Here is an 18737-nt window from a genome sequence, read left to right on the forward strand (position 1 = left end):
GGGATTTTCGCTCTTTGTGCTAAACTGGCCCACCGTTAGTGATATACACTCTCGGTTGGATAGTTAATTTGGCGAGATTATACGATGATCAAACAAAGGACACTTAAACGTATCGTTCAGGCGACTGGTGTCGGTTTACATACCGGCAAGAAAGTCACACTGACGCTGCGCCCTGCGCCGGCCAATACCGGGGTCATCTATCGTCGCACCGACTTGAATCCACCGGTAGATTTTCCGGCCGATGCCAAATCAGTGCGTGATACTATGCTCTGTACTTGCCTGGTGAACGAGCATGACGTGCGGATTTCTACCGTAGAGCACTTGAACGCCGCCTTGGCGGGGCTGGGTATCGACAACATCGTTGTTGAAGTCGATGCGCCAGAAATCCCGATTATGGATGGTAGTGCTGCTCCGTTCGTTTATCTGTTGCTGGATGCTGGCATCGAAGAACTGAACTGCGCGAAGAAATTTGTTCGCATCAAAGAGACCGTTCGTGTCGAAGATGGCGACAAGTGGGCTGAATTCAAACCGTACAATGGTTTCTCGTTGGACTTTACCATCGACTTTAACCATCCGGCGATTGACTCAAGCACCCAACGCTATGCGATGAACTTCTCTGCTGATGCTTTTATGCGCCAGATCAGCCGTGCACGTACGTTTGGCTTCATGCGTGATATCGAATATCTGCAGTCCCGCGGCTTGTGCCTGGGCGGCAGCTTCGATTGTGCCATCGTTGTTGACGATTATCGCGTACTGAACGAAGACGGCCTGCGTTTTGAAGATGAATTCGTTCGTCACAAAATGCTGGATGCGATCGGCGACCTCTTCATGTGTGGTCACAATATCATTGGTGCATTTACCGCGTTTAAATCCGGTCATGCGCTGAACAACAAGCTGTTGCAGGCTGTCCTGGCAAAACAGGAAGCTTGGGAATATGTGACCTTCGAAGACGAAGCTGAACTGCCGCTGGCCTTCAAAGCACCAAACATGGTTCTGGCGTAACGGTTCATACCGTTTCGTAAAAAATCGACTGGTTAACCTGGTACTCTCTCCGGCCAGGGAGACCAGTCGTTTTTATTTTTACCCCTCTTCGTTTTTACCCAGTCCCGTCTCCTGCTCGTTGTTGGGGAGAGAATCTGTGCGTTAGCTGCATTCTTGACCGTTTTTCCCCGCTGCTATACGTCATTCCTGCTGCTGCGCATGAGCTTTAGTGGTAATATCTGGGCGCTAAAAACAATATCTGAACTCAGTCTGTATAAGGCTGGCTTATGTGGTGGAGCAGGTGAGCGGAATACTGACGCGCTGGCGACAATTTGGCAGACGTTACTTCTGGCCGCATCTCTTATTAGGGATGGTCGCGGCAAGCCTCGGCTTGCCTGTACTCAGCAACACCGCTGAAGCGGCGACGCCCGCGAAAACCTCCACAACCAAACACGATCTCAGCACGCGGGTTAACTTTACTAACCTCGCCCTGCTTGAAGCCAATCGCCGTCCGAACTTCTCGGTTGATTACTGGCATCAACACGCCATCCGCACGGTTATACGCCATCTGTCTTTTGCGATGACGCCTCAGGCTCTGCCTGCTGCTGAAGAGATATTGCCGGTTAAAGCTCAGCATCTTGCTCTTCTGGACACGCTGAATGCGCTGCTCACTCAGGACAGCCAACCGCCCGTTATTGTCCGTCAAACGGGGCAGTTCGCGTTCGTTGCACCACTCACTTTCTCTGTCTCGGCATGGATAAGCCAGGTTCACGGCATCCGCGCCGGGCCTCAGCGCCTCAGTTAAATTAACCTTTTTCAATACCTTAATTTATCTGCCCATTATGGGGCGTTTGAGAATTTATTATGCTAATCAAATTATTAACCAAAGTTTTTGGTAGTCGTAACGATCGTACCCTGCGCCGTATGCGTAAAGCCGTCACCGTCATCAATGGTATGGAACCGGCGATGGAAAAGCTGTCTGATGACGAGCTGAAGGCCAAGACGGGCGAATTCCGTGCTCGCCTGGAGAAAGGTGAAACCTTAGAAAGCCTGATCCCTGAAGCATTTGCCGTGGTGCGTGAAGCGAGTAAGCGCGTGTTCGGTATGCGTCACTTCGACGTGCAGCTGCTGGGCGGTATGGTGCTTAACGAGCGTTGCATCGCTGAAATGCGTACGGGTGAAGGTAAAACGCTGACCGCAACGCTGCCGGCGTACCTGAACGCACTGACCGGTAAGGGCGTTCACGTGGTTACCGTCAACGACTATCTGGCTCAGCGTGATGCCGAAAACAACCGCCCACTGTTCGAGTTCCTGGGCATGAGCGTCGGTATCAACATGTCGGGTCTACCTGCTCCGGCTAAACGTGATGCGTATAACGCGGACATTACTTACGGCACTAACAACGAATACGGCTTCGACTACCTGCGCGACAATATGGCGTTCAGCCCAGACGAGCGCGTACAGCGTAAACTGCACTATGCGCTGGTGGATGAAGTGGACTCCATCCTGATCGATGAAGCGCGTACTCCGCTTATCATCTCCGGCCCGGCTGAAGACAGCTCCGAGATGTATCGCAAAGTCGATAAAATCATTCCTCATCTGCTGCGCCAGGAGAAAGAAGACTCTGACACCTTCCAGGGTGAAGGCCACTTCTCTGTCGATGAAAAAGCACGTCAGGTGAACCTGACTGAACGCGGTCTGGTGAAAATTGAAGAACTGCTGGTTGCAGAAGGCATCATGGAAGAGGGCGAGTCGCTGTACTCCCCAACAAATATCATGCTGATGCACCACGTGACCGCCGCATTGCGTGCCCACGCGCTGTTCACCCGTGATGTTGACTACATCGTGAAAGACGGTGAAGTGATCATCGTTGATGAACACACCGGTCGTACTATGCAGGGACGTCGCTGGTCCGATGGCTTGCACCAGGCAGTTGAAGCTAAAGAAGGCGTTGATATTCAAAACGAAAACCAGACGCTGGCGTCCATTACCTTCCAGAACTACTTCCGTTTGTACGAGAAACTGGCGGGGATGACCGGTACCGCAGATACCGAAGCGTTTGAATTCAGCTCTATCTACAAGCTGGATACCGTGGTCGTCCCAACCAACCGTCCAATGATCCGTAAAGATATGCCGGATCTGGTGTACATGACCGAAGCGGAAAAAATTCAGGCCATCATCGAAGATATTCGCGATCGTACTGCCGCTGGCCAGCCTGTGCTGGTGGGTACCATCTCCATTGAGAAATCCGAAGTGGTTTCCAATGAGCTGACCAAAGCGGGCATCAAGCACAACGTGCTGAATGCTAAATTCCACGCCAAAGAAGCGGATATTGTTGCGCAGGCCGGTTATCCGGGAGCCGTGACTATCGCGACGAACATGGCGGGGCGTGGTACGGATATTATGCTGGGCGGGAGCTGGCAGGCCGAATTGGCTGAGCTGGAAAACCCAACGTCAGAGCAAATTGCCCAAATTAAAGCTGACTGGCAGGTTCGTCATGATGCGGTTCTGGCATCCGGTGGTCTGCATATCATTGGTACCGAGCGTCACGAATCGCGTCGTATCGATAACCAGCTGCGTGGCCGTGCGGGTCGTCAGGGGGATGCTGGTTCTTCCCGCTTCTACCTGTCTATGGAAGATGCGCTGATGCGTATTTTCGCCTCCGACCGCGTTTCAGGCATGATGCGTAAACTGGGCATGAAACCAGGCGAAGCTATTGAGCACCCGTGGGTCACAAAAGCGATTGCTAATGCGCAGCGTAAAGTGGAAAGCCGCAACTTCGATATTCGTAAGCAACTGCTGGAATATGATGACGTGGCGAATGACCAGCGTCGTGCGATCTACACCCAGCGTAATGAACTGCTGGACGTGTCTGACGTCAGTGAAACCATCAACAGCATCCGTGAAGACGTATTCAAAGCCACCATTGATGGCCACATTCCGCCGCAGTCACTGGAAGAAATGTGGGATATTGAAGGTCTGCAGGAACGTCTGAAAAATGACTTCGACCTTGAGCTGCCAATCAAAGAGTGGCTAGATAAAGAGCCAGAGCTGCATGAGGAAACTCTGCGCGAGCGTATCTTTGAAAACGCTCTTGAAGTTTATAAGCGTAAGGAAGAGGTTGTTGGTGCAGAGATGATGCGCCATTTCGAAAAAGGTGTAATGCTGCAGACGCTGGATTCCTTGTGGAAAGAGCACCTTGCGGCGATGGACTATCTGCGCCAGGGTATCCACCTGCGTGGCTATGCGCAGAAAGATCCAAAGCAGGAGTACAAGCGCGAATCCTTCTCTATGTTTGCTTCAATGCTGGAGTCACTGAAGTATGAAGTGATCAGCACCCTGAGCAAAGTTCAGGTGCGTATGCCGGAAGAAGTGGAAGCGATGGAGCAACAGCGTCGTGAAGAAGCAGAGCGTCTGGCACAGATGCAACAGCTGAGTCACCAGACTGACGAGGGTGAAGCAGCTGCTGCGATCGCGGCGCAGACCGGTGATCGTAAAGTCGGTCGCAACGATCCGTGCCCATGTGGCTCCGGTAAAAAGTACAAGGCGTGCCACGGTCGCCTGAGCTAACAATATAACAAGTTGAAAAGGCGCAGAAATCTGCGCCTTTTTTATGGACGTGACACGATGAAAAAACTGCAAATTGCCGTCGGGATTATTCGCAACCCGCAAAACCAAATCTTTATTACCCAGCGCGCTGCCGACGCTCACATGGCGAACAAGTGGGAATTCCCGGGCGGGAAAATTGAGGCAGGTGAAACACCTGAACAGGCGCTGGTCCGTGAGCTTCAGGAAGAGGTGGGGATCATCCCCCTGAGCGCAACGTTGTTTGACAAGCTTGAATACCAGTTCCCGGATCGTCACATCACGCTCTGGTTCTGGCTGGTGGAAAGCTGGGAAGGAGAACCTTGGGGGAAAGAGGGGCAACCGGGTAGCTGGGTTGAGCTTCAGGTCAGCGATGCCGAAAAATTCCCTCCGGCAAATGAGCCTGTGATCCGCCGGCTAGCGGAAAACGCGTAAGCCTGCAAACGAAGCGCCTGCAGGCATTGAACGCTAGTGCTGCTCTTCGCTCCAGTCATCGCTGTCCGAGAGATCGCCTTCGCTCGGAATACGTTTCTCTTCCGCCGCCCATTCGCCCAGGTCAATTAACTGACAACGCTTGCAGCAGAACGGGCGGAATGGACTGATTTCGCCCCAAACAACAGTTTTGCCACAGGTGGGGCAGTTTACGGTGGTTACATCAGACATTGGCACTCCTTAACAACAGGCCAGTTCAAAATCGAGGCGTTCCGGCACGGTGCCATTTTCGCTGTCCAGCGGCATAAAGCGAATGGCAAAACGGCTCTTATGCCCTGAAATTTGTGGATAAAGCTGCTCGCCAAGGGACAGGTTCAGTCGCAGAAGATCGGCATCATCACCGTTGTCCTGGTAGAAACCGTTCAGGCTGGTTTGCTTGCGGAACGGTGCTGAATTACGGATCAGATCGAGGATCAGTGATAACGTCTGACTCATCGGTTCAAGGCTTGCCAGCCAGCTATTCACCTGAGCATCACGCTGAGATTGCGGCATATGCAGCCACATATGGAGCGTTGGTAGATCAAAGCTGCAGCAGCCACCGGGAATACTCAAGCGCTGGCGCACCAGGGCGATTAAGCGGTCTTCACGTAAAAACTGCCCAACGCGTGGCGCAGCCATCAGAATGCCGCTGCTGTTTTTCAATTGCTGGCGCAGGGAGTCGATACGGCTTTGATCGACGCCAGGCACCTCGGTCCAGGCCTGTAATTTACGCTGTTGGCGCTCCAGTTCTTTCAGGAGCTCGGTGCGAACATCGCCACGTTCAATCACATCCAGCAAATCACCTACGTTGCGGAAGAAGTGCAATGCAGCCGCATGATCGTTCACGGGCAGATGGTGCGAAAGCTGTTGAATGAGAAATTCTATGCGCAGCCAGGTACGCATTTTTTCATTGAGTGGATGCTCAAAAAGGATGTGAGTCGACATTATGGTTTTTCCTGTGCAACGGCCTGCGCGGCAAACGTGAGATACTGCGCGTGCAGACGGGCAACATCCGATGCAATGGCACCTGGTGCGCCGTTATTATCAATAACATCATCCGCAACGGCAAGGCGCTGAGCACGCGTGGCCTGTGCGGCAAGAATTTTTTCAGCATGCTCGCGTGAGACATGGTCGCGCGCCACGGTTCGCTGGATCTGCGTTTCGGGCGAAACATCAATAACCAGCACCCGGTCGGCTTTACTCTGCAGCTGATTTTCTACCAACAGCGGAACGACCCACAGAACATAGGGCGAACGGGCAGCGTTAATCTGGCGCTGAGTTTCCTGGTGAATAATGGGATGGAGCAGGGCATTAAGCCATACCTTTTCTGAAGAATCAGAAAAAATGCATTCGCGAAGCTGGCGGCGATCGAGCCTACCGTCCGGATTGATAATGGCCTGGCCAAAATGTGCTTTTATGGCCTTTAATGCGGGTGTATTGGGCTCTACCACCTGACGGGCAATGATATCGGCATCGATAATCGTGATGCCCAGACGAGCAAATGCCTCTGCAACGGTGCTTTTTCCACTACCGATGCCGCCGGTTAATGCGACGATATACCCCATTAACTTAAATCCTGGGAATTATTCATTATTGAAATCAGTTGCTTAAAATTCAAACATGCTACCGCAAATGTTTAGCTCTCTTTACCGGCTTTTTACCAGGTAAATTTATAGGATTGTAGCGTAAAAAAAGAGAATTTCGCAGTCTTGCGGAGCAGGTATTAGTGCGTATGATAGCGTCACTGGAGTTGTGCTTTTAACATATTTGCCTCTAACCCCAGGAATCCCCACATGCGTATCGAAGAAGATCTGAAGTTAGGTTTCAAAGACGTTCTTATCCGCCCTAAACGCTCTACACTGAAAAGTCGCTCAGACGTTGAACTCGAACGTCAATTTACCTTTAAGCATTCCGGTCAGACCTGGTCTGGCGTGCCGATCATCGCCGCTAACATGGATACCGTGGGTACCTTCGAGATGGCTACGGCGCTGGCGAAGTTTGATGTGCTCACTGCAGTACATAAACACTACAGCCCTGAACAGTGGAACGCATTTGTCGCATCTGCATCCGATGACGTAGTGAAGCATATAATGGTTTCTACCGGCACATCCGATGCAGATTTTGAGAAAACCAAACAGATCCTGAACGCTAACCCTGCGCTTAACTTCGTTTGCATCGATGTAGCGAATGGTTATTCCGAGCATTTCGTGCAGTTCGTTAGCAAGGCGCGCGAAGCCTGGCCGACTAAAACGATCGTCGCGGGCAACGTGGTGACCGGTGAAATGTGTGAAGAGCTGATCCTCTCTGGCGCGGATATCGTGAAAGTAGGCATTGGCCCGGGCTCTGTCTGCACCACGCGCGTCAAAACCGGCGTCGGTTATCCGCAGCTGTCTGCAGTCATTGAGTGTGCGGATGCCGCGCACGGTCTGGGCGGCCAGATCATCAGCGACGGCGGCTGCACCATGCCGGGCGATGTCGCTAAAGCTTTCGGCGGTGGCGCCGATTTCGTGATGCTCGGCGGTATGCTGGCGGGGCATGAAGAGAGCGGCGGCACCGTGGTTGAAGAGAACGGCGAGAAATTTATGCTGTTCTACGGTATGAGCTCAGAATCTGCGATGACGCGTCACGTCGGCGGTGTGGCGAAATATCGTGCAGCAGAAGGCAAAACCGTGAAGCTGCCCCTGCGCGGGCCTGTCGAAAATACGGCGCGCGATGTTCTGGGTGGCCTGCGTTCAGCCTGTACCTACGTTGGGGCTTCACGCCTGAAAGAGCTGACTAAACGCACCACCTTTATTCGCGTTCAGGAGCAGGAAAACCGCGTGTTCAATAGCCTGTAATGGCTCTTGCTGGCGCATACCCTTGCGCCAGCATTATCCCGCGCTCATTGCATCCCCCAGATGGAAGATTGGCAGATACATCGCTACCACCAGCGTGCCGATAATGACTCCCGTCACAATCAATAGTAAAGGCTCCAGAAGCGCAGCCAGGCTATCTGCCAGCTGAAACGTTTGCTCCGTGTGGTGGCGAGCAAGATTTGCCAGCATGACGTCGAGCGATCCTGATATTTCTCCGGTTCTGACAAGCTGGATGCATAAAGGGGTGAAGACCGCTGCTTTCTGAAGAGATGACCATACGGGTAACCCCATTTCAATATCCTCGCGTACACCCCGAATTTTACTCTGCCAGTACCGACTCTCTACGGTTTCCTCCACGCTTTCCAGCCCCTGTAAAAAGGCGATACCTGCCCGCTGCGTAAGAGACAACACGGTAAAAATCTGCCCCAGCTTTTGCCCTCGAGCAAGCGGCCCCATGACGGGCACGTATAGCAAAATTTCCTGCCAGCGTGGATGGTTCCGCAGAGCGTATGCGGCGGTAATGGACAGTAAAAGCAACCCAATTAGCACTATGGCGTATGAGTGTATAAACGTCGCTAGCCCGATGACCTTCTGCGTCAACCAGGGAAGCGGTGTGTTAAACGTTTTGTAGATAGCGGCAAATTCCGGCAAAACCAGCGTGACCATGGCCAGCACGACCAGGACCGCGAGCGTCAGGATGATTGTTGGATACCGCAGCGCTTTTTTCACTTTTGCACTGAGCTGCTGTTGGGATTTTTGTTGCTGCGCAAGCTGATGACAGCACTCTTCCAGCTTTCCCGTTAGCTCACCCGTTTTCACCATTGATACGTAAAGGGGACTGAATACGTTGGGCCATTTTTGTAGCGCACCCGAAAACGCGCTGCCTTCGCTGAGATCGTCGGCAATGTTTTGAAGCAGTGCCTGCCACTGTTTTGACGGGTGCTGCTCTGCCAGCATTTGCAGGCTGTGCGATAGCGTCAGGCCGGCCTGTAACAACGTGGCAAGCTGATGAAATAACGCGTAGCAGTGATGCGGTCGCCAGCGATGTCTCTGCGAGCAGCGGGTGATCGTCAAAGGATGCAGATCTTTATGCATCAATCTGGCGAACGCGGCAGCTCGGTCTGGAGCCCACAGCGCTCCGCTCCGGGGTTCACCATCTGCGGACAGCGCCCGCCAGCGCCAGAGATAATTAGCTGACATCGGGCATACCCAGCACGCGCAGCAACTCTTCGAGCGTTGTGAGCCCTTCCTCTACGGCCATACAGCCGTGCTCAAATAAGGATGTCATGCCTGCCTGACGAGCGCTGGCTTCTATCACCTCAATGCTCGCACCACTGGCAATGGCCTGCCGGAGTGCATTATCGATGACGAGCACCTCAAAAATGGCCACACGGCCATAAAAACCGTGATAACAACGATCGCAGCCTCCGGGTTGCCAGCGGGGGAGGGTTCGAGGCCAAATTGAACGGGGTAATTCCGTACGGTTTTTGGCGTCCTGTCGACAGTGTGGACACAGGCGACGCACCAGTCGCTGGGCAATTACCAGTGAAAGCGCGGAAGAGATCATCCAGCGTGCGACCCCCATTTGCTGTAGGCGAACCAGCGTTTCTGCCGTCGAGTTGGTATGCAGCGTCGACAGCACCAGATGCCCGGTCTGCGCCGCGTTGATGGCGATTTCAGCCGTTTCGCCGTCGCGGATTTCACCCACCATGATGATGTCGGGATCCTGACGAAGCAGCGCCCGCAGGACGCTCTGGAATGTTAAGCCCGCACGCGGGTTAATTTGCGTCTGGTTCAGCCCTGCCAGTGGGATCTCGACAGGATCCTCTACGCTGCAGATGTTTACATCCGGGCAGTTACGCGCCTGCAATGCGCTGTAAAGCGTCACGGTTTTACCGCTGCCGGTGGGACCGGTGACCAGAATCAGCCCCTGTGGCTGATGGAGCACCTCGTTAAAGGAGTCCAGCTGCTGAGCACTCATCCCTAGCTTCCCGGGTTCCAGCGTCTGTTGAACCTGATGAAGCAAGCGCAGCACAATTTTCTCACCGCCGTTACAGGGCAATGTGGCAATACGAAAAGAGACCGGCTCGTTTGCCAGTTCAACCGTAAACTGACCGTCCTGCGGTAAACGCCGCTCCGCAATATCCAGATTACCCAATACCTTTAGGCGTGCGCAGAGCATGGTCGCCAGCGCGGCAGAGAGGGGCGGCTGCGGGCAAAGCACGCCGTCAATGCGTAATCGAATTTGGCATGCATGCTCCATCGGTTCGATATGGATATCGGACGCGCGCTGATTTAATGCTTGTTGCAGCGTGTGGTTGAGGATATCCACCGCCGAGTGCGGCGTTGAAACGCTGGGCAGATGCGATTGCGAGTTCATCTGCCGGTGCTTCTCCATGCGTTCAGCGCTCCAGCACTCAATATCAACGCGCTTTTGCGTCGCGAAGCGCAGGGCTTCCATCAGTTCAGGCGCCGGTTTTTGCACCACGGCGATACGTATTATGTCGGTATCGCTGTTTAGCAGCAGGGCATGATGGCGCTGGCACAGCGCGACGAGTTGATCTGAATTCATCATCCGCTCCTGTCAGTGAGTGTCGAAGCGGAAAACATCTTCACAGGCCTGTTTGAGCGCGCCGTCGTTGCTGATGTTGCAGCTGCGCGTCCAGCCCGTCATTCCGTTGCCAGTATTCCATTGTGGCGTCATGACCACCTCAAGGCCGTTAAGGCTCTCCTGGCCTGTTAACGTCACGGTACCTTGCGTCACGCTCATTCCAGAAACATAACGGGTGGTCGTCGGAGACGGGATACCGTTTGTCCCTGCATCACAGCTGGTCACTCCACCATGATCCAGCGCACAGAGCTCGATGGCCGTGCGATAAGGGACGAAGGTTTGTAGCATGTCGGTCAACGCCGCTTTTCGCAGGTAGTTCTGGTAGGCGGGTACCCCAATGGCGCTCAGGATAGCAATAATGCCTATCACCACCATTAGCTCAATGAGCGTGAATCCGTGTTGTCTGTTCATGTCTGCTCCTCAGGTTAGGTGGCGCTACTCTGGCAGCGCAAAGGAACAGAAACGAGGGGTAAAAAAACAAATGGGAACGGGCTTTCAGGGAATTAGTACGGGGTTGCAGAGAAGTACAAGGGAATTGCGTGCCGTGCCGAATATCCCCTCTGCGGGCACAGAGGGGAGCCCACGTTATTTAAAGCGCATCGAGAGATCGAGAGCGCGCACGTGTTTGGTGAGTGCACCTACAGAAATGTAATCAACGCCGGTTTCGGCAAATTCGCGAATGGTATCGAACGTCACGTTGCCGGACACCTCAAGCTGCGCCTGGCCGTTGGTGATTTTCACTGCCTCGCGCATCTGTGAGGTGTCGAAGTTGTCGAGCATAATGATATCGGCGCCTGCCTTAATGGCCTGCTCCAGCTCTTCCAGGCTTTCCACTTCCACTTCGACAGGAACATCTGGGTGGAGCCAGAAGGCTTTTTCGACCGCCTGACGCACAGAGCCGGAAGCAATAATGTGGTTCTCTTTAATCAGGAAAGCGTCGGACAACCCCAGGCGATGGTTCGCACCGCCGCCGCACAGCACCGCGTACTTCAGCGCCGTACGCAGACCCGGCAGCGTTTTGCGGGTGTCCAGTAGCTGTGTACGGGTGCCTGCGAGCAGGTCAACATAGCGACGCACTTCGCTTGCTACGCCGGATAACGTCTGCACGAAGTTAAGTGCAGTACGCTCGCCGGTGAGCAGCACGCGGGATGGGCCATCAAGCTCAAACAGAGGCTGGTTGGCCGCAATCGCATCACCATCGTCGACATGCCACGTGATTTGCACATCATCGGCGGCCAGTTGAGTAAAGACTTCCTCAACCCAGCGCTTACCACAAAACACGCCCTCTTCACGGGTGATAATCACCGCATGCGAGCGTGTCTCTTTTGGCAACAATTGTGCGGTAATATCGTTGTCGGCATTGACGTCACCGCCCAGATCTTCTTTCAGGGCATGGGCAACGCTTGCCGGAATATCCATATTAATACGTTCCAGAAGCGCGTCACGTCGGTGGTCGGGGTTATAGCGGCGAGGCGGCATGATAAAACTCCAAAATGGTAACGAATCATAATATTGAAACATGCTACTCTGAACCGAGTAACAGCACCATACATAAGGAGTTCCAGCATGTTGTTAGAAAACGGATGGCTGGTGGATGCGCGGCGTGTACCCTCGCCGCACCACGATTGCCGCCCGGAGAATGAAAAACCCACACTGCTGGTCGTTCATAATATTAGCCTCCCACCGGGCGAGTTTGGCGGTCCGTGGATCGATGCCTTATTCACAGGAACGATAGATCCCAATGCCCATCCTTTCTTCGCTGAAATTGCCCATCTGCGCGTGTCGGCCCATTGTCTGATCCGCCGTGACGGTGAAGTGGTCCAGTACGTTCCTTTTGATAAGCGTGCCTGGCATGCGGGTGTATCAATGTATCAGGGACGCGAGCGTTGTAATGATTTCTCGATTGGAATCGAACTGGAAGGTACTGACACCACGCCCTACACCGATGCACAATATCAACAGCTGGTTGAGGTGGCCCAAACGCTCATCGGGCTGTATCCCATGATTGCTGAGAACATCACCGGGCACAGTGATATTGCCCCTGTGAGAAAAACTGATCCCGGCCCGGCATTCGACTGGCTCCGGTTTCGCGCCATGCTTACCGCGTCGTCAGATAAGGAGATAACATGACGTTGTTTACCATGCTGCTGGTTATGATCGCTGAACGCCTGTTCAAGCTAGGCGAGCACTGGCAATTGGATCACCGGCTGGAGGTGCTTTTCCGCCGGATTAAACACTTTTCCCTGCTGCGAACGTTGCTGATGGCCGCCGGCGTCATGGTCATTACCTTCCTGTTGTTGCGCTCGCTGTATGGCCTCTTTTTCAACGTGCCGCTGCTGGTGGTGTGGATCCTGCTTGGCGTGCTGTGTATTGGCGCGGGCAAGGTGCGTTTGCATTATCACGCCTACCTAAAAGCAGCATCTCGTCATGACGCCCATGCCCGTGGCGCAATGGCGAGCGAGCTCACGTTGATTCACGGCGTGCCGCCGGATTGCGATGAACGCGAGTTTCTGCGCGAACTGCAAAATGCGCTGTTGTGGATTAACTTCCGTTACTACCTGGCACCGCTGTTCTGGTTCGTGGTAGGCGGCCCATGGGGGCCGGTACTGTTGATGGGGTACGCGTTTCTGCGCGCGTGGCAAAGTTGGCTTGCCCGTTATCTGACGCCCCATGAACGTCTGCTGTCCGGTATAGATGGCATTCTGCATGTGCTCGACTGGCTGCCGGTGCGTCTGGTGGGGGTGGTCTATGCGCTGATTGGTCACGGAGAAAAAGCGTTGCCAGCGTGGTTCGCGTCTCTTGCAGACCGTCATACCTCGCAGTACCAGGTATTAACCCGTCTCGCCCAGTTCTCACTGGCGCGTGAACCCCATACCGACAAAATCGAGACGCCAAAAGCGGCTGTCTCCATGGCGAAGAAAACCTCGTTCGTGGTCGTGGTGATTGTGGCGCTGCTGACCATTTACGGCACGCTGGTGTAACCCAGCGCGTCATCGCGATTAAGGCGTATCTGCAGGCGGGATGCCGAAATCAGGCATCCCATTTTGATCCCAGCGGACGAGCTTAAGGCGGGTATGGCGGTTCGGATCGTAAAGCGGGTCGCCTTCAATTTCAGTGTAATTTCTTGCGTGATACACCAGCACATCTTCCCCATCCGGCGTCTGCGTAAAGCTGTTGTGGCCTGGCCCATACTGTCGATTTTCATTGCTGGTCACGAATACCGGGCGCGGCGCTTTGTGCCAGTTCGCCGGATTTCGCGGATCGGCCTGCTTATCGATCCACAGTAATCCCATACAGTAGTTTTCATCAGTGGCGCTGGCGGAGTAGCTGATAAACAGCGTGTCGCCGTGGAATAGCACTGCCGGGCCTTCGTTGACCCAGAACCCGCGGCACTCCCAGTCATACTCCGGTTTACTGAGCATTACCGGCTCGCCTTTTAGCGTCCATGGGTTCTCCATTTCACATAAATAGAGGTTGGAGTTCCCTGAGATATCCGGGGCTTTTTGCGCCCACAGATACCAGCGTTTGCCCTGATGCACAAAGGTCGTGGCGTCCAAAGCAAAGGTGTCGAACGGCGTTTTTATGTGCCCTTTTTCGACCCACGTTCCAGTAAGCGGATCGCGATCGCGGCATTCCAGGGCGAACATTCGATGCTGGAACATGCCGAGCTTATCGAGTTCCTGCGTATGCGTGGCCGCAAAGTAGATATACCACTTGCCGTCGATATGATGCAGTTCCGGCGCCCAGATAAGCTGACTCATCGGGCCAGTTTCGGGCTTACGCCAGACGGTTATTTCATCAGCGCAGCGCAGTCCTTCAAGGGAATCAGCGCGGCGGATCGCCAGCCTGTCGTACTCCGGCACGGAAGCAATAAAATAGTATTGTCCCTCGTGAAGCAGAATATACGGATCGGCGCGTTGTTCAATAAACGGGTTTGGCCAGGTGTGCATTCGGCTTTCCTTATTTCGTCTCAGCGGTTTTGAGTTCCTGATAGTCCTGCAGTTCGCGATAGTTGTTGCGACGCTTTTCTAAATCGGACTGGATCTGTTTCATGGTTTCACGGTCAACCTTGAGCAGACGCACCACGCCCGCGGTAAGCAAATATCCTACCCCTGGAATAACAGTAAAGAGCAGCACAATGCCGTTGATGGCATCTGCGCTTTGTGCTTTCGCACCGGCATCATAACCGTACCAGGAGAGCAGGAAGCCGACCATCGCACCGGCAATCGCCAGCCCAAGCTTGAGGAAGAAGATATTGCCGGAGAAGCTGATACCCGTGATGCGCTTACCGGTTTTCCACTCGCCGTAGTCGTCCACATCCGCCATCAGGGACCAGTGCAGTGGAGACGGGATCTGGTGCAGGATGTTCAGCAGGAAGTAGAGCACCACGATGGTCACCGTGGCTTTAGGGTCAAAGAAATAGAACGCGCAGGAGAACATCGCCAGCGCGATGTTGGTCCAGAAGAACACTTTCAGTTTGCACCAGCGGTCTGTCAGCACTTTTGCCAGCACGCTGCCGAGCATCATGCCCACGACACCCAGGCTGATAAACAGGGTCGCGAAGTGCGTTGTCTGGCCCATTACCCAGGTGACGTAATACATGGTGGCGGCCATACGGATAAAGCCCGGACAGACGTTACACAGCGTCAACAGCAGAATGCGTACCCACTGATCGTTCTTCCACACGTCTTTCAGATCGTTTTTCAGCTCGTCATTGGTTTGAACTGCCGGACGCACGCGCTCGCGCACGGTCGAGAAGCTAAACAGGAACATGCAGGTGCCAATCAGCGCGAGTACGGTCATCGCCATCTGGTAGCCTTTGGCTTTATTGTCCCCACCGAACCAGTCGGCCATTGGCAGCAGCGTGAGTGACAGCAGCAGCGTGGCGATACCCACCATCACAAAGCGATAGGACTGGCAGGCAACGCGCTCTTTAGGGTCGTTGGTAATCACGCCGCCCAGCGAGCAGTAGGGAATGTTGATTGCCGTATAGGTTAAAGAGAGCAGGAAGTAGGTCACAAAGGCATAGATAACTTTGCTGTTATAGCTCCAGTCTGGCGTGGTGAACATCAGGATGCTAAACAGCGCATAGGGGAAGGCGATCCACAACAGCCATGGACGAAACCGGCCATATTTACTGCGGGTGCGGTCAGCGATAGCCCCCATGATCGGGTCGGTTACGGCATCAATCACGCGGACTGACAGCAGAAGGACACCGACCAGCGCAGGGGCAAGACCAAAAATATCTGTATAAAAATAATTAACAAACAACATGATGGCGCCGAAGATGATGTTGCATCCCGCGTCGCCCATTCCATAGCCGATCTTTTCTTTTACTGACAGTTTGTTGTTATCCATCGACAGCTCTCCGGTTTACGGTATGGAGAGAATTATTCGCTGGCTTATGAATATATGCGTTGCAGGATAAGGTCGGTGATATGGATTAAATTGCTGTAGGAATGAATTTGTGAGGAAGGTAACAACACCCTGTACCCGCAAAACGGGTACAGGGTAGAGACGATTAGTGGGCTTTCGCCGTTTTGGCATTTTTCTGTTTAACCAGATAGCCCACGCCGAGGATCGCAATCCAGACCGGGATCAGGTACACAGAAATGGCCATGCCCGGGGTGATCAGCATGATGACCAGCACGGCCGCCATGAATACCAGGCAAACCCAGTTACCGAGCGGATAGAGCAGGGCCGGGAAGCGAGTGGCTACCCCTTGTTGCTGTTTGGCGCGACGGAACTTGATGTGCGCCAGGCTGATCATCGCCCAGTTGATGACCAGGGCAGAGACCACCAGCGCCATCAGCAGACCAAACGCGGATTCTGGTGCCAGGTAGTTAATCAGCACGCACAGCGCCGTAACAACGGCCGACACGATAATGGTGTTCACCGGAACGCCACGCTTATCCACGTTGAGCAGCGCTTTCGGGGCGTTACCCTGTTGAGCCAGACCGAACAGCATGCGGCTGTTGCAATAAACGCAGCTGTTATACACGGAGAGTGCTGCGGTCAGCACCACGATGTTCAGCGCGTTCGCCACGAAAGTATCGCCCAGCTCGTGGAAGATCAGAACAAACGGGCTGGTATCGGCGGTTACGCGCGTCCACGGCAGCAGAGAAAGCAACACGGCCAGCGAGCCCACATAGAAGATCAGAATACGGTAGATAACCTGGTTTGTGGCTTTCGGGATGCTCTGTTCTGGGTTATCTGCTTCTGCGGCAGTAATACCGACCAGCTCAAGACCGCCGAAGGAGAACATGATAATCGCCATCATCATGACGAGCCCGGTCATACCGTGAGGCAGAAACCCGCCTTGCTCCCAGAGGTTGCGCACCGTCGCCTGTGGGCCACCGTTGCCGCTGAACAGCAGCCAGCCGCCAAAGATGATCATCGCCACAACGGCGACCACTTTAATAATGGCGAACCAGAACTCCATCTCACCGAACACTTTAACGTTGGTCAGGTTGATGGCATTAATCAGGACGAAGAAGACGGCAGCTGATGCCCAGGTTGGGATCTCCGGATACCAGAACTGCACATATTTCCCGACGGCAGTGAGTTCGGCCATGGCAACCAGAACGTACAGCACCCAGTAGTTCCAGCCAGAGGCGAAGCCAGCAAAGCTGCCCCAGTACTTATAGGCGAAGTGGCTAAACGAACCGGCTACCGGCTCTTCAACGACCATTTCACCTAGCTGACGCATAATCAGAAAGGCAATAAAGCCCGCGATCGCGTAACCCAAAATAATGCCCGGCCCGGCTGACTGGATAACGGACGCGCTTCCCAGAAACAGACCAGTACCGATAGCACCACCCAATGCGATGAGCTGTATGTGGCGGTTCTTAAGCCCGCGCTTTAGCTGATCGCCGTGCTGTTGAGCTTCCATTTGAAACCTCGTGTGTGGTTGTTATGTTCACGCTGTGCGTGTGTAATTATGAACATCCGTTTTCTGTATTTATTTCTTTACGGTTAATGAGACCGAAAAAAGCGGAGATGACTTCCGTAAGCGCAAGAATAGTGATAAGTGCCTGCGAATGCACCTGCTTTATGAAGGGGTGATGACGACTTGAATAAAAAGAAAGCATTTGTAAATTGGCCGGCTAACCCTTCTTACCCAACCTATAGAATAGAAATGCTCCATAAGGGGGCGAATTTTCATTATTTGCCTTGTTGAATCGCTTCAGATTGCAAAAACCCTCGTTTCAATATGGTTAAAACCCCCTCCAAGGGAGTAACCAACTCATTTGTGCAAAGTTACATTCCTGAAACGTTATTTCTGTAAGGTTGTTAAAATGTGCAGGGTTTACTGATTTCAATCAAAACCAATATGGACAGAAGGTGAATACTTTGTTACTTTAGCGATACGAACTTGAAATTGGTAAGACCAATTGACTCCGGGCAAAAAGGCGTAAGACAGGGAATATGGCCTACAGCAAAATTCGCCAACCAAAACTATCTGATGTGATTGAGCAGCAGCTGGAGTTTTTAATCCTTGAAGGGACGTTGCGCCCGGGTGAAAAGCTTCCGCCAGAACGCGAACTGGCAAAACAGTTCGATGTTTCCCGTCCCTCTCTGCGTGAGGCGATTCAACGTCTCGAAGCAAAGGGCTTGCTGCTTCGTCGCCAGGGCGGCGGAACCTTTGTGCAAAACAGCCTGTGGCAGAGCTTCAGCGACCCGCTGGTAGAACTTCTCTCTGACCACCCAGAATCCCAGTTTGATCTGCTTGAGACCCGTCACGCGCTTGAAGGTATCGCGGCCTATTATGCCGCCCTTCGCAGCAATGATGAAGATCGCGTGCGTATCCGCGAGCTGCATCAGGCCATTGAACGGGCACAGCAGTCCGGCGACTTAGACGCCGAATCCAGCGCCGTCGTCCAGTATCAAATTGCCGTTACCGAAGCTGCACACAATGTGGTGCTCCTCCATCTGCTACGCTGCATGGAGCCTATGCTTGCCCAGAACGTTCGTCAGAATTTTGAATTGTTGTATGCCCGTCGGGACATGCTCCCATTGGTAAGCAACCATCGCACCCGAGTATTCGAGGCGATAATGGCCGGGGAACCGGAGCAGGCGCGCGAAGCGTCGCACCGCCATCTGGCTTTCATTGAGGAAATCTTGCTGGACCGCAGCCGTGAACAATCGCGTCGCGAACGTTCATTACGTCGCATACAGCAACGAAAGGATTAAGCGCCAGGTATTTTTAGAGCGCGGCAACTAAACGCAGAACC

The 18737-nt window shown here is 53.5% G+C and carries 18 protein-coding genes; 8 read left to right on the forward strand and 10 right to left on the reverse strand.

Annotated features, from left to right (window positions below; translation table 11 throughout):
- Positions 1-84 precede the first annotated feature (84 nt).
- From lpxC to mutT, 4 genes are all read left to right on the forward strand, one after another.
- Positions 85-1002, forward strand: a complete 918-nt coding sequence (gene lpxC, locus V5P19_RS13300) for a UDP-3-O-acyl-N-acetylglucosamine deacetylase (RefSeq protein ID WP_334403970.1) — start codon at positions 85-87, stop codon at positions 1000-1002.
- Positions 1003-1282: 280 nt separating this feature from the next.
- On the forward strand, positions 1283-1786 hold the full coding sequence (gene secM / locus V5P19_RS13305; protein WP_334403972.1) for a secA translation cis-regulator SecM: 504 nt from the start codon (positions 1283-1285) through the stop codon (positions 1784-1786).
- Between the two features lie 59 nt (positions 1787-1845).
- Positions 1846-4551, forward strand: coding sequence for a preprotein translocase subunit SecA (gene secA / locus V5P19_RS13310; protein ID WP_334403974.1), 2706 nt, complete (start codon positions 1846-1848; stop codon positions 4549-4551).
- A 57-nt stretch (positions 4552-4608) separates the two neighbouring features.
- Positions 4609-5001 carry an 8-oxo-dGTP diphosphatase MutT gene (gene mutT, locus V5P19_RS13315; protein WP_334403976.1) on the forward strand — a complete coding sequence of 131 codons (393 nt, stop codon included), beginning with the start codon at positions 4609-4611 and terminating at the stop codon, positions 4999-5001.
- A gap of 33 nt (positions 5002-5034) precedes the next feature.
- Here the strand turns inward: mutT and yacG are convergent, their stop codons facing one another.
- From yacG to coaE, 3 genes are read right to left on the reverse strand one after another with little or no spacing between them, the layout of a single operon-like run.
- Positions 5035-5229, reverse strand: coding sequence for a DNA gyrase inhibitor YacG (gene yacG, locus V5P19_RS13320; protein WP_334403978.1), 195 nt, complete (start codon positions 5227-5229; stop codon positions 5035-5037).
- A gap of 9 nt (positions 5230-5238) precedes the next feature.
- Positions 5239-5982 (reverse strand): cell division protein ZapD, encoded by a 744-nt coding sequence (zapD, locus tag V5P19_RS13325; protein WP_334403980.1) that lies wholly within the window; start codon positions 5980-5982, stop codon positions 5239-5241.
- Positions 5982-6602 (reverse strand): dephospho-CoA kinase, encoded by a 621-nt coding sequence (gene coaE, locus V5P19_RS13330; RefSeq protein ID WP_334403982.1) that lies wholly within the window; start codon positions 6600-6602, stop codon positions 5982-5984. The genes zapD and coaE overlap by 1 nt, the downstream gene beginning before the upstream one ends.
- 228 nt (positions 6603-6830) lie before the next feature.
- On the opposite strand from coaE, the gene V5P19_RS13335 reads away from it, so the two are divergent.
- Positions 6831-7874, forward strand: coding sequence for a GMP reductase (locus tag V5P19_RS13335; RefSeq protein ID WP_334403984.1), 1044 nt, complete (start codon positions 6831-6833; stop codon positions 7872-7874).
- A gap of 33 nt (positions 7875-7907) precedes the next feature.
- Here the strand turns inward: V5P19_RS13335 and hofC are convergent, their stop codons facing one another.
- From hofC to nadC, 4 genes are all read right to left on the reverse strand, one after another.
- Positions 7908-9092, reverse strand: coding sequence for a protein transport protein HofC (gene hofC / locus V5P19_RS13340; RefSeq protein WP_334403986.1), 1185 nt, complete (start codon positions 9090-9092; stop codon positions 7908-7910).
- Complete coding sequence (gene gspE / locus V5P19_RS13345; RefSeq protein ID WP_334404163.1) at positions 9082-10464, reverse strand: type II secretion system protein GspE; 1383 nt, start codon at positions 10462-10464, stop codon at positions 9082-9084. Before gspE ends, hofC begins: the two co-directional genes overlap by 11 nt.
- 12 nt (positions 10465-10476) lie before the next feature.
- Complete coding sequence (ppdD, locus tag V5P19_RS13350) at positions 10477-10914, reverse strand: prepilin peptidase-dependent pilin (RefSeq protein ID WP_334403988.1); 438 nt, start codon at positions 10912-10914, stop codon at positions 10477-10479.
- A 174-nt stretch (positions 10915-11088) separates the two neighbouring features.
- Positions 11089-11982 (reverse strand): carboxylating nicotinate-nucleotide diphosphorylase, encoded by an 894-nt coding sequence (nadC, locus tag V5P19_RS13355; RefSeq protein ID WP_334403990.1) that lies wholly within the window; start codon positions 11980-11982, stop codon positions 11089-11091.
- A gap of 87 nt (positions 11983-12069) precedes the next feature.
- Between nadC and ampD the strand changes: the two genes are divergently transcribed.
- Positions 12070-12633 carry a 1,6-anhydro-N-acetylmuramyl-L-alanine amidase AmpD gene (ampD, locus tag V5P19_RS13360; RefSeq protein WP_334403992.1) on the forward strand — a complete coding sequence of 188 codons (564 nt, stop codon included), beginning with the start codon at positions 12070-12072 and terminating at the stop codon, positions 12631-12633.
- Entirely contained in the window at positions 12630-13484 is an 855-nt protein-coding gene (gene ampE / locus V5P19_RS13365) for a beta-lactamase regulator AmpE (protein ID WP_334403994.1), read from the forward strand. The genes ampD and ampE overlap by 4 nt, the downstream gene beginning before the upstream one ends.
- An 18-nt stretch (positions 13485-13502) precedes the next feature.
- Here the strand turns inward: ampE and V5P19_RS13370 are convergent, their stop codons facing one another.
- The 3 genes from V5P19_RS13370 to aroP all read right to left on the reverse strand — a co-directional run bounded on the left by V5P19_RS13370 (position 13503) and on the right by aroP (position 17395).
- The gene (locus V5P19_RS13370; RefSeq protein WP_334403996.1) at positions 13503-14453 is read right to left on the reverse strand and encodes a family 43 glycosylhydrolase; all 951 of its coding nucleotides are present in this window, start codon (positions 14451-14453) and stop codon (positions 13503-13505) included.
- A gap of 10 nt (positions 14454-14463) precedes the next feature.
- Positions 14464-15861, reverse strand: coding sequence for an MFS transporter (locus V5P19_RS13375; protein ID WP_334403998.1), 1398 nt, complete (start codon positions 15859-15861; stop codon positions 14464-14466).
- A 163-nt stretch (positions 15862-16024) separates the two neighbouring features.
- The gene (aroP, locus tag V5P19_RS13380; protein ID WP_334404000.1) at positions 16025-17395 is read right to left on the reverse strand and encodes an aromatic amino acid transporter AroP; all 1371 of its coding nucleotides are present in this window, start codon (positions 17393-17395) and stop codon (positions 16025-16027) included.
- Between the two features lie 536 nt (positions 17396-17931).
- Between aroP and pdhR the strand changes: the two genes are divergently transcribed.
- A complete protein-coding gene (pdhR, locus tag V5P19_RS13385) occupies positions 17932-18696 on the forward strand; it encodes a pyruvate dehydrogenase complex transcriptional repressor PdhR (RefSeq protein WP_131633930.1) in 765 nt (254 codons plus the stop codon).
- Positions 18697-18737: the final 41 nt, after the last annotated feature.

Origin of the sequence: Enterobacter sp. UNJFSC 003, assembly GCF_036903355.1 — a bacterium.
Taxonomy (GTDB): domain Bacteria; phylum Pseudomonadota; class Gammaproteobacteria; order Enterobacterales; family Enterobacteriaceae; genus Enterobacter.